The sequence below is a fragment of the Methylophaga sp. UBA5088 genome (assembly GCF_002414625.1).
Taxonomy (GTDB): Bacteria; Pseudomonadota; Gammaproteobacteria; order Nitrosococcales; family Methylophagaceae; genus Methylophaga; species Methylophaga marina.
Genome location: NZ_DIAC01000059.1, coordinates 35,571 through 49,114 on the forward strand (window position 1 = coordinate 35,571; position 13,544 = coordinate 49,114).

Consider the following 13,544-nt stretch of genomic DNA (forward strand, 5'->3'; position numbering starts at 1 on the left):
GTGTCTCTTTCTGACCATCCTGTTGCCACTCATCCTGACATGAATCACGATATTTTGGTGCTGACGTATCAGTTAGCGTTAAGGTTCTGCCCTTCCGCTGCCATTGATACTGGGTTTGATATAGATCACAACTCGCCTTCTGGCTGGTTTCTTTATAGCTACCTGTGCCATCTTCATTCCACTGTTCAGCACCATCCTCTACCCACTGACACATCTCATCTAGATAAGCCGTATGCCACTGGCCGGTAATATCAAAATTGTCGTTTGTTGCTTCGGGTTTATTCAGCGTAATTAAACTATCAATGCCTACGCCCTTGTCATTCACCATACTTCGATAACTCAATTGCATTTCCATTCGACGCAGTGTGTCTAATGCAGAATACACCTCCATACAGCTTTCCATATTTGTGCCGGGTATCGCACTAAAATCCGTATTTTCCATGAGGTCCACCAGCTTTATATAGTTGATGCTAGAGCTGAAACCTAAAGCGTTTGGCGTTAATTCTTCTGATTCAATAGCGCTTATGGCTTGTTGGCTTTTTTCTCCGCTATAGACAACGACATGCGATCCTTTGATGGCTGCAAAAGTTGGGATATCGATAGGTAAAGGGAGATTCAGCGGCACCTCGGTACCATCCGCCGGAATACGGATATTCGCTAGTTCTGGCACAAGCTGAAGCAGAGACAAAATGCCAGTTGGATTGCTTGTTTCCAAACTTAGTAAAAAGTCGATAGACAACGGCTTGGCTGCATCTGTATCAATATGCAAATCAAACAATGAAAGTCCTAAGCCTTTTATACCTTGAGCCATTCCAGTAACTGCGCCCAGTACCATCGGGCTCATTTGTTTTGATTTGACTTGCGCTTGTTGTAAATCTGGACAACTAAACTCGGCATTGGCAAATTCAGTCCATAATTTTGTCACGCCCGGCGTCAGTTGATCCATATCCAGCGCTACTGCCATGCTTGAAATTTTATCTTCTGCATCCACAACATGATCAGGGATGTGTCCTTGCATGCTTTGCAGAACATTAAGCACTAATGGATGACGTACTTCTAATAACGCACTGACTCTAGCCATGAGCTGATTGTCTTTGACTTCGATATCGTTATATCCCATCAACAGACGAGGTACCTGACTAATCAATTTTAAAGTATCTGCCTGACAGATTTGCATATCGGGATCATTCATCATTTTTTGAGCCAGAGGCGTATCTGAAAAATAGCGTTTGAAATCGTTTGATGCTCTGGAATTATCAGCGACGAAAAGCCCATTCATTAATTTTTCAATATCCAGCATGAAAACTAAATCATTGGTGTATTGCTGTTGCTCACGAATATTGGCTAGATTTTCCTCGAAAGACTCTGGAACAGGTGTTTGTGCAAGACGCTCAGCAGTATCTGTTTCTGTATCTTTATCTGTAATCAGGGTTAAGACAGCAGAAGATTCTGTTGTCGCCAAAACCAATTGCAGATTTTTTTTGTCTACCACCCAACTCAATACAGATTGTTTACCCAGCGTTTTTTCCTGGAAACTAATCCCAGCTTCTTCTGACAGGTTTTTAAACAATGTGACTAACTTTGGCTGATCGACGATGGGCACATTTATGACTGGCACTAGCCCATGTAAATAGGTTGCATAATCGCCTTCAGAAGCCAGACCAAAATAATCGACAAACGCTTGGTAGCTACCATCCGTTTTTTGGCTGTAGTCTGAGAATAAAGCGGTTAAAAATCTTGCGGCGGGTGTATTAGACACTGACAGTTCAGATTGAATGTCGTCCAATAAACGAGTTTCTGTGGGGGAAAAACCAAAAACAGGGGAATCGGCTAAAAAAACAGCGAGGGATTTATCAAGCGTTCCCCCCATGTAAAATGCCGTATCAGCAGGTACATACTGCAAAAGCGCTGATGTTTTTGTCTCCTCTTGTTTGTATTGCCATATGAGGAGCCCAGCAATAACGATAAGGACTAGTACTAAAACTGCTTTTTTCATCACACTTCCCTGTTCGGTTCAAATCAAGCTCCACATGGTGCTATAAAAAAATGACAAATAAAAATCGTTTTTGCAAAAACGTTAAGTACTTTGCAAAAAAAGACCTACTGACTTTCATCAGTAGGTCTTCATTCAGTTAATAATAAATGTGTGAGGGGTTAAGCCGCTTCACTTTTACCATCAAAATCATTACGAATCAGGTAATCAAAGGCTCCCAGTGCTGCACGAGCGCCATCTCCCATTGCCATAATAATTTGTTTATATGGGATAGTAGTGACATCACCTGCGGCAAATACACCCGGCAAAGATGTTTGGCCATGATTATCGATTTCTATCTCACCAAATTTACTCAGTTCGATAGTGCCTTTTAACCAATCGGTGTTTGGCAACAGACCAATCTGAACAAACACAGCATTCAATTCAACCGTGTGCTGTTGTTCAGTGGCTCTGTCCATGTAAATCAGCCCATTGACTTTGCCATCATCTCCTGTGATTTCAGTTGTTTGGGCACCAGTGATGACCTTAACATTATCCAAAGAGAACAGTTTTTTCTGTAACACCGCATCGGCACGTAACTCACCGTTAAATTCAATCAATGTCACATGACCGACAATACCCGCCAAATCAATCGCGGCTTCAACACCCGAGTTACCGCCACCAATGACCGCAACAGGTTTACCTTTAAATAAGGGCCCATCACAGTGAGGGCAATAAGCGACGCCATGACCACGGTATTCTTTTTCACCTGGCACACCCAGCTCACGCCAGCGAGCACCAGTAGCAAGGATCACCGTTTTACTTGAAAGCGTTGCACCACTCTCCAGTTCAACATCGATCATCTTGCCATTCTTTTTCAGACTGCTTGCACGTTGAAGATTCATCACGTCTACCTCATATTGTTTGACGTGTTCTTCTAATGCAGCAACCAATTTTGGTCCTTCTGTTTCTTTGACAGAAATAAAGTTTTCAATCGCCATGGTATCCATGACCTGACCACCAAAGCGTTCAGCCACAATACCTGTACGAATACCTTTACGTGAGGCATAGATAGAGGCAGAAGCACCCGCTGGACCACCACCAATAATCAACACATCAAAATCTTCTTTTGCGCTGATTTTTTCAGCTTCACGCTTCACTGCACCTGTATCCAGTTTGGCGATGATTTCAGGCAGGCTCATACGGCCTGAGCCAAAATTCTCACCATTCAGGTAGACCGTTGGCACCGCCATAATTTTTCGCTGGTCCACCTCTTCCTGATATAACGCACCATCAATCATGGTATGCGAAATATTCGGATTATGAACGGCCATTACGTTTAATGCCTGAACGACTTCTGGGCAGTTTTGGCATGAAAGTGAAATATACGTTTCAAAGTGGTATTCCCCTTCCAGCCCTTTAATCTGGTCGATCACTTCCTGATCGAGTTTGGTTGGATGCCCACCGACATGTAGCAGAGCCAACACCAGCGATGTAAATTCGTGCCCCATCGGAATACCGGCAAAACGAATTTTTTCTTGTCCATCGGGCTGTTTGATATGAAATGACGGCTTACGAGAATCGCTGTCAGCATCATCAGCAAAAGTGATGTCACCTGACATATCAGCGATTTCTTGCAACAAATCGCGCATTTCAGTCGCTTTAGCACTGTCATCTAGAGCCGCAATCAATTCAATTGGGCGTTTGATGTTTTGCAGATAACCTTTCAGTTGTCCGGCGATATTTGCATCCAACATAATAATTTACCTTAATCAAAAATAATTTTAGTGACACTGCCCGGGCATTTGCCCGGACAGGTCGATATAGCCTGATTAGATTTTGCCAACCAAGTCTAATGATGGAGACAGAGTCTCTTCACCTGGCTGCCAAGAAGCAGGGCAGACTTCACCATCATGTGTTGCAACATATTGTGCTGCTTGCACACGGCGAACTAAGTCTTTAGCGTTACGACCAATACCCAGATCGTTAATTTCAGCAGCTTTAATCACACCTTCTGGGTTAACGATAAATGTACCGCGAAGTGCCAGACCTTCTTCTTCAATCATCACTTCAAAGTTGCGGCTGATAACACCAGTTGGATCACCAATCATTGGAAACTTAATTTTTTGGATGGTTTCTGATGCATCGTGCCATGCTTTGTGAGTGAAGTGTGTATCAGTTGATACTGAGTAAACTTCAACACCCATTTCTTGCAGTTGAGCATAGTGGTCTGCAACATCACCTAGTTCTGTTGGACAAACGAAAGTGAAGTCAGCTGGGTAAAAAACGAAAACAGACCATTTGCCTTTCAGATCATCGCTTGAAACTTCGATGAATTCGCCATTGTGATAAGCATTCGCCTTAAACGGTTTGATTTCTGTATTAATCAGTGTAGACATTATTTGCTCCTTAAATTTTGCATTAGTGTCGTAAGTGACAGTTCGCATTGTAGTCGAGGCACATAAATAGGTACAACGACTTAATTCTATTAGTATGATTGATAAAAACGATTAAACAATCGGAAAAATAAAAAAAGCCCTTGAAGTCAAACTCCAAGGGCTTTTTTATTATTATTTATCAATCTTAACGATTGCAAATATACATGGTTACTTCGAAGCCGAAACGCATATCTGAGTATTCTGGTTTAGTCCACATAATCAATTCCTCTTAATTTAAGACGTTGTTTCTAGGGAAAACAACGTAGGTATAGACTATCTAAACTGACAAAATGTCACATCAGGGTCTTGCTTGATTCATCTCAGGATTATTCTTATTAAAATAAACGGGATTATTCAGCGATACATGAAACTAGCGCTCAGTAGAATTCAACGCGTTTAATATATGAAAAATCGCATCGCACAACAATTGAAGGTCAGCAGTATCAATAATGTAAGGTGGCATGATATAAATCATGGTTCTGAACGGTCTGATCCACACACCCTGTTCGACAATAAAGCCTGGTAACCAGTCCATCGCATCATCAAGTGGTTTCTTTAGCTCAACGACACCAATGGCCCCTTTTACCCTGACATCCTTAACTAATTCATGATCACGATATTTAGTCAGCTCGGTATTCAAACTATTTTCAATGGTGGATACCTGCGTTTGCCAGTCACTCTCCAGTAACAAATCAATACTGGCAGCTGCCACGCGACAAGCCAGTGGATTCGCCATAAAAGTGGGACCATGCATCAATACACCCGAACCATCTGCAGCAATACCGTCAGCCACCTGCTGATTACACATCACCGCTGCCAGCGTCATATACCCACCGGTAAGGGCTTTACCCATGCAAATAATATCTGGCACGATGCCAGCCTGCTCGTAAGCAAACAGTGAACCGGTTCGCCCAAAACCAGTGGCAATTTCATCAAAAATCAATAGGATATGATATTCGTCACATAAGGCGCGTATTTGACGAAGGTACTCAGCGCAATAGATGCGCATACCGCCGGCCCCTTGAACCAAAGGCTCGACGATGACAGCAGCTAATTCGTGGTGATGTTTTTCCACCAAATGTTTGAAATCTTCGATGTAGCTATCCTGCCAATCAGCATCATCTCGACACTCAGGTGCAGCAGCAAATAAATGTGTCGGCAGCACTTTTTCAAACATTTTATGCATGCCATTAACAGGATCACAGACTGACATCGCACCAAACGTATCGCCGTGATAACCATTTCTGAATGTGAGCAAGCGATGTTTTTCAGGTTTATTCTGAGCAAACCAGTATTGAATAGCCATCTTAATAGCCACTTCAACAGAGACTGAACCTGAATCGGCTAAAAATACATACTGCAAACTGTCATCGGTTATCTCTACCAGCTTTCTGGCAAGATTGACTGCTGGTTCATGCGTTAAACCGCCAAACATGACATGCGACATCGTATCAATCTGCTGATGTGCAGCCTCATTAAGCTTTGGGTGATTATAACCATGAATAGCTGACCACCAAGATGACATACCATCAACCACTTCACGACCATCAGCCAGAGTTAATCTAACGCCTTTTGCTGATGTCACCTCATGTAATAACGGTGGGTTTGACACGCTGGTATAAGGGTGCCAGATGTGGGCGGCATCAAATTCAAGATTACTTAGTTTTGTCATGTCTGTTTTACATAGTCTTAGAGCTGGCTCACCGTTTTTAATTCAGAGAGCTAAAAACAAGAATGCCCGCATTGAGCGGGCACTTTTGAGAAATAGTGTTTCGTTTATTTAGTAACACTGAAGCTCTCACCACAGCCACATTCAGAAACCACATTAGGATTTCGGAATTTAAAACTCTGATTCAAGCCTTCGCGAACAAAGTCGAGTTCCATACCATCGAGGATTGGCATAGCGTCTTCGTTAATAACCACTTTGACATCACCATGCTCAACCACCACATCGTCAGCGGCCACTTCGTCTGCATAGTCAAGCGCATAGCTATAACCTGAACAACCACTTTTGACGACGCCAATTCTTAAGCCGACACCCGATGCACGTTTTGTCATCATATCTCTGACACGATTAATGGCAGATTCAGTCAATGTAATCATATTTTCACCTGTAACATTCAGTGATTAAGACCATAAATAATTGAGAACGTTTGATTCTGATTGAAGAATATCAAAGGCTTCTTAATTAGATTCACTCATTTAGATCTGTAAAAGTGATAAGTCGAAAGTTTGGGGCAAAGAGCAAACTAGAGCATATCAAATGCGATAACTTTTTCGCCGTTTCTACTCTTTTCAAAGTTAGACACGACTTGTGCCAGAGTGATGCCATCAAGATATACACGAATCTGATCACTTAAGCTTTGCCAAAGCTCATGGCTTAAACACTGCTCATGACCGTGACAATTTTGTCGACCTTCGCATTGTGTGCTATCGACCTTCTCATCAACTGCCGATATGACATCTAACACCGTTATGGTATCTGCTGCACGACTTAAACGATATCCGCCCCCCGGACCACGAGAGCTGCTCACAAGACCTTGCTTTCTCAACCTTGCGAATAACTGCTCCAGATAAGAGAGAGAAATACCTTGTCTTTCTGAAATATCTGCCAGAGTTATTGCGCCTACGCCATAGTTCAGACTGAGGTCAAGCATGGCGGTCACAGCATAGCGACCTTTAGTGGTTAAACGCATTCTTACAAATCCAGAATAAACTTAATCGTCTAAAGTTTACATGCCTGACTATTTTAGTCAACTTTTATTCTCTTCGTTGTCCTTGTAGATATCACACCCTTCTAAATCCGGCATTTCAACGTCAGGTAATTCACCACCCAGACGATGGATTTTTTTGCACATCACATCAACGCGCTTATCCATAGCGTGAACATGCTGAATCAGTCCATGAATGGCCGAAGCCACCGGGTCCATGGTTTTACTTGAGGTACCATAGGCATCAAAACCAACCGACTGAGCTAGTTTCTGACGTTGTTTTTCATCTTCACTCAAGTTGGTTTTCACTACCCTGCCCGGCACGCCCACAACGGTATCACCTGAGGCAACATCTTTAACAACTACGGCATTGGAACCAATACGGGCACCATCATGAAGCGTAATGGGACCAAGTACTTTTGCACCGGCACCAACAACAATATTATTTCCAAGCGTAGGATGGCGTTTCCCCTCTTTCCACGATGTGCCACCCAGGGTGACACCATGATAAAGCGTCACATCATCACCGATTTCTGCGGTCTCACCAATGACGACACCCATACCGTGATCAATAAAAAAACGGCGACCAATCTTAGCGCCGGGGTGAATTTCAATACCGGTGAACCAACGTGAAATGGAAGAAATGAACTTGGCGAGCCATTTCCAGTTTGAACGCCACAACCAATGACTTAGACGGTGAAACTGCAGCGCATGTACGCCGGGATAAGTGGTGACAATTTCAAATACATTCCGTGCTGCCGGATCGCGATCAAAGACACAAGAGATATCTTCTTTGATGCGTTCCCAACGGCTTATTTTTTCTGTCATTCTTTCCTCGCTTTGGTTTCTGCTGCACGCAAAATACCATGCATAATCTGTAATTCGTTTCGATCCATATCCGCTCTGTTAAATAGTCGGCGTATACGTCGTAACAGGTTACGTGGGTTTTCAGGGTCCAGAAAACCGATGGTCGTCAACGAACGTTCAAAATGATCATATAAATGAGCTAAATCTTCTGAAGTTATCGCCTCACGCTCTTCACCAATACGACCAAAATCAATATTAGGCTGGAAGCTCATTCTGAGTTCATAAGCGACGACCTGGACTGCCGCAGCCAGGTTTAGAGAACTATAATCTGGATTAGCAGGAATATTGACTAAATACTGACATCGATCGATTTCATCATTGGATAAGCCAGAATGTTCACGACCAAACACAATAGCTATATGTGTATCATCATCGAACTTTTCAAGTTGCGTCACTGCTTCACGCGGATTCATCACTGGCATATGCAAGTGACGTAAACGGGCACTCATCGCAAAAGTATAGTGACAGCCTGCCAATGCATCATCGAGACTATCATGTACCACCGCACGGTGTAAGACATCATCCGCACCGGATGCACGTGTTGTTGCTTCAGCACTTGGGTAAATTTTAGGCGAGACAAGATGTAGATTTGTGATCCCCATCGTTTTCATTGCCCTGGCTGCCGCACCGATATTACCGGGATGCGTTGTACCGACAAGCACAAAACGAACATTATCCAGCGACTTCATTAGAATTCCTTGTTATAAACATGGCATCACCATAACTAAAAAACCGGTAACGCTGTTGGATGGCATGTTGGTATGCCTCCAGAATGTGTTTTTTACCTGCAAAGGCTGAGACCAGCATTAACAGTGTGGATTCAGAAAGGTGAAAATTCGTTACCATGGCATCAACGCTTCTAAATTGATAACCCGGATAGATGAAAATATCCGTTTCTCCTTGATAAGCCGTAATCTCACCGTTAATGGATGCTGACTCTAACGCTCTGACACTGGTAGTGCCGACAGCGATAACCCGGCCACCACGTGCTCTGGTTGCTTTTACTTGTTCTGCCACTTTATCACTGACGGCAATGACTTCTTTATGCATCTGATGAGAACGCACATCATCCACTCTGACCGGCTGAAATGTACCAGCGCCAACATGTAACGTGAGCTCAGCTGTTTCAATTCCTGCTTCACGAATTTTATTCAATAAGGCTTCATCAAAATGTAGACCCGCTGTAGGTGCAGCCACGGCTCCAACATTCCTGGCATAAACCGTCTGATAACGATCTAAATCCGCTTTATCCACTTCCCTTTCAATATAAGGGGGTAATGGTAATCGTCCATACTGATCAAGCGCATCTATCACAGAATGAATATCGTGAAACTTCAACTCAAATAAAGCATCATGCCGCCCGAGAACTTCCGCATCAAGCACACCTTCAAGTTGCAAATGACGACCGGCTGCTGGCGATTTGCTACTTCTTATATGCGCCAGTACCCGAGTTTCATCAAGCACCCGCTCTATCAACACTTCAACTTTACCACCACTATCTTTGACGCCAAAAAGGCGAGCGGGAATCACTTTTGTATTGTTAAAAACCAATAAATCATCAGGCTTGAGTAGTGATAGCAGATCGGTAAATTGGAGATCCTGGCGCTGACCGCTATTCCCTTCCAGAAACAATAATCGACTGGCAGTTCGGTTCTCTGAGGGGTATTGGGCGATTAGCTCTTCGGGCAAATCAAATTGGAAGTCACTCGTTTTCATGGGCGCGATCATAGCAAAATGTCTATCAAAACAGCATTTAAATCATCCATGTCGTCCAGCTTCAGCGAGAATAACGTTCGCTTTAGCTATTACTATCAATTAGTTAGATTTTTCAGTTAAGAACAAATGAAAATCACCCTTCCAATACTCAGGGGTAGACGTTATAATTTCGCGCTTAGGTTGCCGGGGTGGCGGAACTGGTAGACGCGCCGGATTCAAAATCCGGTTTCTTCGGAAGTGCGAGTTCGATTCTCGCCCTCGGTACCAACCTAACTCTTCTCAGCATCAATCAACTATCCCTATAAATCTGTATACACCAATCCCTATAGAATGAACGTAAATTGTTGATTTATTTTCAGTGGCTCTATTAGCACAAGCCCGACTTCACTCTATATGCACTCCCAGGCTATTTGTATAAATTAATCTCCGTGTGGCTCGATGATGGGTGGCAAACACCCACTTGGATGACATCAGGGGTGTAATGTTTTTTGTAAGTGGGGATCTGCCATTGAAAAAAAGCGGGTATCCAAAAGCAACAATTGAAGCCGAGGAGAGTAAGAGAGAGGTGTAACTGATACCCGCGATTCAGAAAATATAGCAATGAATTATGACTATTTTATGAATCGAAAAGAATTATTACCCAGCGATGTGTGGCCCCATACTTTTTATAGTTCGGCGATTCTCTACTTTTATCACTTAACGTTAAGTGATGTAACCACCTCTCTCCCCTTTCAAATAATTCAGCCCATTTCCATCTGAAAAACTTTGTTCTAGATCCTAGGCAGTCTGTTTTTCGAGTAATCTTTTTATCAAAGCAAAAGACACCGGTTTTTCTTCTATCATCGCGCTAGCAGGTAGCGTGACTTCTTTGCCTAATGCTGATTTATCTTGTGTTGTCACGATAATGATTTTGGCGTGCTTGGTTTCTTTATTTTTACTTATGGCATCGACAAGATGTGCCACATTCATATCATCCATTTCCCAATCGACAATGATGAGGTTGGGTTTATAGCGGCCTGTCAAAATGAGGGCATCAAATCCATTGTCTGTCACATGAATATTGGTCGGCAGCCCTTCCTGCCACTGTAGTAATTGTGATTCGTATAACCTCAATAGTTCGCTGTCTTTATCAACAAGTAACACCGTTAATTCAGCATGACTATTCAGTGTTGATTTGCTGGGTATTGCTAATTCTTGAGGGATCGGTTTGCCTAGTTTTTCTGCCAGACGAATCACTTCATCTTCAGAAATTCGTCGGTGGCCACCCAGTGTTTTTACAACATTAATCAATCCTTGATTTGCCCATAGCTGGATTGTTCTTGCTGTCACGCCGAGTAACTTAGCGAGTTGAGTAGTAGTAAACAATCTTTTTTCCATATCAGTCACACCATATTATGTTGTGTACAATAGTTTACACTAATTTATTCTTTTTTTGATTTTACGCTTAGATGACAAGGATAAGTAAAATTAGTTATGAATTTGAACGCATTGACTCTTCTATTGTACTAATATGAAATAAATTAGACTTTGCTGAAGAGGATTCACTATGGATACAAGTTCTCATTCCTTAGAAAACTTATTTCTCCAATTAGGCTTGGATAATAGCCCGGCCGCGATGGATGAATTTATTGTTGAGCATAAACTGCCTCCAGAAAAAACGATTGAGGCTGCGGAATTCTGGACAGCCTCACAGAGGGCGTTCATCAAAGAATGTCTCTCAGAAGATTCTGACTGGGCAGAAGTTGTCGATCAGCTCAATGTGTTACTGCATGAATAACTAACGGATTGAGCGATAGGTTTCAGTACGATCACGTTTGGTGAGTACTATTTGCCAAAGTTGGCCTTGTCGTGATTTAAAAAATCCAGCGCAGCTCATCAAATAATATTTCCACATACGGTAGAAACGTTGGTCATATTTTTCAGACAGTATTGGCCAGGCGGCCTCAAACCTATCCCACCATGCCAGTAATGTCAGCGCGTAGTCTTGTCCAAAATTATGCCAATCTTCTATCACCATGCGTTTATTTAATACATCAGCAATCTGCTCAGCTGATGGCAGCTTGCCATTTCTAAAAATATATTTATCAATCCAGGGGTCAACCCGATGAATGGTTTTATATATACCGATAGTATGCAAAAGGAATAAACCGTCTTTTTTTAATAAACGATTCACGGTATCGAAATAGATCGGATAATTTTTTTCGCCCACATGTTCAAACATGCCAACCGAGACTATTTTGTCGAACTCACCCTCTAGATCACGATAATCTGTCAGACGAATTTCTACAGGTAATCCTTTACAGCGTTGCTGAGCGAGTTTTTGTTGCTCTTGAGATATCGTTATCCCCAATACTTCAACGCCATAATGTTCAGCCGCATGACTTGCAAGACCACCCCAGCCACAACCAATTTCCAATAACTTTTCGCCTGGTTTGAGTTGAAGTTTTTTGCAGATCAGATCTAATTTATCCAGCTGAGCTTGCTCCAGCGTATTGGCTTTTTGCCAGAAACCACATGAGTAACTCATCGTCGAGTCGAGCATGGCCTCAAATATATCATTACCGATATCGTAGTGTTGTTCACCCACCTGATAGGCACGTTTTTCAGTTTGTAGATTAAAGAAGCGGTGTCTAAGACTTTGAAGAATCAGAGCAAACTTACCCACGCCCACAAGGTTTTCTTCAATATTAGCGCGCATGATGCGATAAAAAAGCTCATCCATTCGCTCACAGTCCCAGAGACCATCCATGTAGCTTTCCCCGAAGCCTAATGAACCTTTCGTTAAAATCTGAGAGTAAACATCACGATGGTGAACTTGAATATCCCAAGGATTGCTGCCGTTAAAACGAACATCACACTGTTTGGCTAGCTCACGTAAAACTGCAGGCGGAGACAAAGAAGCCTGACTGGATGTTGATGAATTATAGATGTCATCACGATTATCATACTGCTCGAATCTAGCCATGCTTTTCCCTACCTCCAGAGAGTGAGCCTGAATAAATTAAAGAATTTGATTAACCTGTAAATTACTTGTTTAGACAATATATTACAATCCGTGTAATTACGTACAGACATAAAAAAGCCCGAACAGACCGCGTCATGTTCGGGCTCTCAGAAGCATGATTTTTATTCTGCTTCTTTTACAATTTGTGCTTGGTGGTAGTTTTGTAAGCCCATTTTTTCTATCAAGCCAAGTTGCGTTTCTAACCAATCAACATGCTCTTCTTCAGAGTTTAAAATATCCTGAAACAAGTCACGGGTGACATAGTCCCCGACAGATTCACAATATTTAATGCCTTCTTGTAAATCGGGGATGGCATCTAATTCGAGAGCTAAATCACTTTCGAGCATTTCTTTTGTATTTTCACCAATACGCAGTGCACCTAGATCTTGTAAATTTGGCAAACCTTCTAAGAATAAAACTCGCTCTGTTAATTTGTCTGCGTGTTTCATTTCATCAATAGATTCATGATATTCATGTTCGTATAGGTTGTGCAGACCCCAGTCTTTATACATTTTGGCGTGAAGGAAATATTGATTGATAGCAATTAGCTCATTCCCTAATACTTTATTTAAGTATTCGATAACTTTTTTATCGCCTTTCATAAACAACCCCTTAATTTCATGTAAAGTTGCCATGATTATCGTTTGTCTGAGTCAAAAGTCAAAGCTAAGCGACTGTTTTAAAAATAAAATCAGAATTATTATCATCTAGATTGGGATATATACGGCAGGGTTGTTTGGACGATGAAAGATGTCTAAAGACATGATAAACACAAAAAGACCTTTATGTTTATCAACTTAGCTAATTGAACAGAAACAGATACTCAGTTATTGAGA

14 protein-coding genes and 1 tRNA gene are annotated in these 13,544 nt (G+C 42.2%); 2 read left to right on the plus strand and 13 right to left on the minus strand.

Features of this window, described 5'->3' with window-relative positions; genetic code table 11:
• From B4K20_RS08000 to queA, 10 genes are all read right to left on the minus strand, one after another.
• Positions 1 to 1,996 (minus strand): hypothetical protein (locus B4K20_RS08000; protein WP_289282510.1); only part of this gene is annotated, 1,996 nt, incomplete at its 3' end.
• Between the two features lie 158 nt (positions 1,997 to 2,154).
• The gene (gene ahpF / locus B4K20_RS08005; RefSeq protein ID WP_289282511.1) at positions 2,155 to 3,729 is read right to left on the minus strand and encodes an alkyl hydroperoxide reductase subunit F; all 1,575 of its coding nucleotides are present in this window, start codon (positions 3,727 to 3,729) and stop codon (positions 2,155 to 2,157) included.
• Positions 3,730 to 3,804: 75 nt separating this feature from the next.
• A complete protein-coding gene (gene ahpC / locus B4K20_RS08010) occupies positions 3,805 to 4,371 on the minus strand; it encodes an alkyl hydroperoxide reductase subunit C (protein WP_286305051.1) in 567 nt (188 codons plus the stop codon).
• Positions 4,372 to 4,555: 184 nt separating this feature from the next.
• Positions 4,556 to 4,627: a pyrroloquinoline quinone precursor peptide PqqA gene (gene pqqA / locus B4K20_RS08015; RefSeq protein WP_081443609.1), complete on the minus strand. Its 72-nt coding sequence runs from the start codon at positions 4,625 to 4,627 to the stop codon at positions 4,556 to 4,558.
• 153 nt (positions 4,628 to 4,780) lie between these two features.
• The gene (gene bioA / locus B4K20_RS08020) at positions 4,781 to 6,082 is read right to left on the minus strand and encodes an adenosylmethionine--8-amino-7-oxononanoate transaminase (protein WP_286305052.1); all 1,302 of its coding nucleotides are present in this window, start codon (positions 6,080 to 6,082) and stop codon (positions 4,781 to 4,783) included.
• Between the two features lie 104 nt (positions 6,083 to 6,186).
• Positions 6,187 to 6,513: a HesB/IscA family protein gene (locus B4K20_RS08025; RefSeq protein WP_286305053.1), complete on the minus strand. Its 327-nt coding sequence runs from the start codon at positions 6,511 to 6,513 to the stop codon at positions 6,187 to 6,189.
• A gap of 146 nt (positions 6,514 to 6,659) precedes the next feature.
• Positions 6,660 to 7,106 (minus strand): Rrf2 family transcriptional regulator, encoded by a 447-nt coding sequence (locus B4K20_RS08030; protein WP_289244958.1) that lies wholly within the window; start codon positions 7,104 to 7,106, stop codon positions 6,660 to 6,662.
• A 57-nt stretch (positions 7,107 to 7,163) separates the two neighbouring features.
• Positions 7,164 to 7,949, minus strand: coding sequence for a serine O-acetyltransferase (gene cysE / locus B4K20_RS08035; RefSeq protein WP_289282512.1), 786 nt, complete (start codon positions 7,947 to 7,949; stop codon positions 7,164 to 7,166).
• Positions 7,946 to 8,677 carry an RNA methyltransferase gene (locus B4K20_RS08040; protein ID WP_289282513.1) on the minus strand — a complete coding sequence of 244 codons (732 nt, stop codon included), beginning with the start codon at positions 8,675 to 8,677 and terminating at the stop codon, positions 7,946 to 7,948. The genes cysE and B4K20_RS08040 overlap by 4 nt, the downstream gene beginning before the upstream one ends.
• A complete protein-coding gene (queA, locus tag B4K20_RS08045; RefSeq protein WP_286305056.1) occupies positions 8,661 to 9,704 on the minus strand; it encodes a tRNA preQ1(34) S-adenosylmethionine ribosyltransferase-isomerase QueA in 1,044 nt (347 codons plus the stop codon). Before queA ends, B4K20_RS08040 begins: the two co-directional genes overlap by 17 nt.
• A 182-nt stretch (positions 9,705 to 9,886) precedes the next feature.
• On the opposite strand from queA, the gene B4K20_RS08050 reads away from it, so the two are divergent.
• Positions 9,887 to 9,971, plus strand: a tRNA-Leu gene (locus tag B4K20_RS08050).
• Positions 9,972 to 10,481: 510 nt separating this feature from the next.
• Here the strand turns inward: B4K20_RS08050 and B4K20_RS08055 are convergent.
• Positions 10,482 to 11,081 carry a helix-turn-helix domain-containing protein gene (locus tag B4K20_RS08055; protein WP_286305057.1) on the minus strand — a complete coding sequence of 200 codons (600 nt, stop codon included), beginning with the start codon at positions 11,079 to 11,081 and terminating at the stop codon, positions 10,482 to 10,484.
• A gap of 169 nt (positions 11,082 to 11,250) precedes the next feature.
• Between B4K20_RS08055 and B4K20_RS08060 the strand changes: the two genes are divergently transcribed.
• Positions 11,251 to 11,481, plus strand: a complete 231-nt coding sequence (locus B4K20_RS08060) for a DUF2789 domain-containing protein (protein WP_289282514.1) — start codon at positions 11,251 to 11,253, stop codon at positions 11,479 to 11,481.
• Here B4K20_RS08060 and cfa read toward each other — a convergent pair whose 3' ends face one another.
• Positions 11,482 to 12,669 carry a cyclopropane fatty acyl phospholipid synthase gene (gene cfa / locus B4K20_RS08065; RefSeq protein ID WP_289282515.1) on the minus strand — a complete coding sequence of 396 codons (1,188 nt, stop codon included), beginning with the start codon at positions 12,667 to 12,669 and terminating at the stop codon, positions 11,482 to 11,484.
• Between the two features lie 161 nt (positions 12,670 to 12,830).
• On the minus strand, positions 12,831 to 13,310 hold the full coding sequence (gene bfr / locus B4K20_RS08070) for a bacterioferritin (RefSeq protein ID WP_286305060.1): 480 nt from the start codon (positions 13,308 to 13,310) through the stop codon (positions 12,831 to 12,833).
• Positions 13,311 to 13,544: the final 234 nt, after the last annotated feature.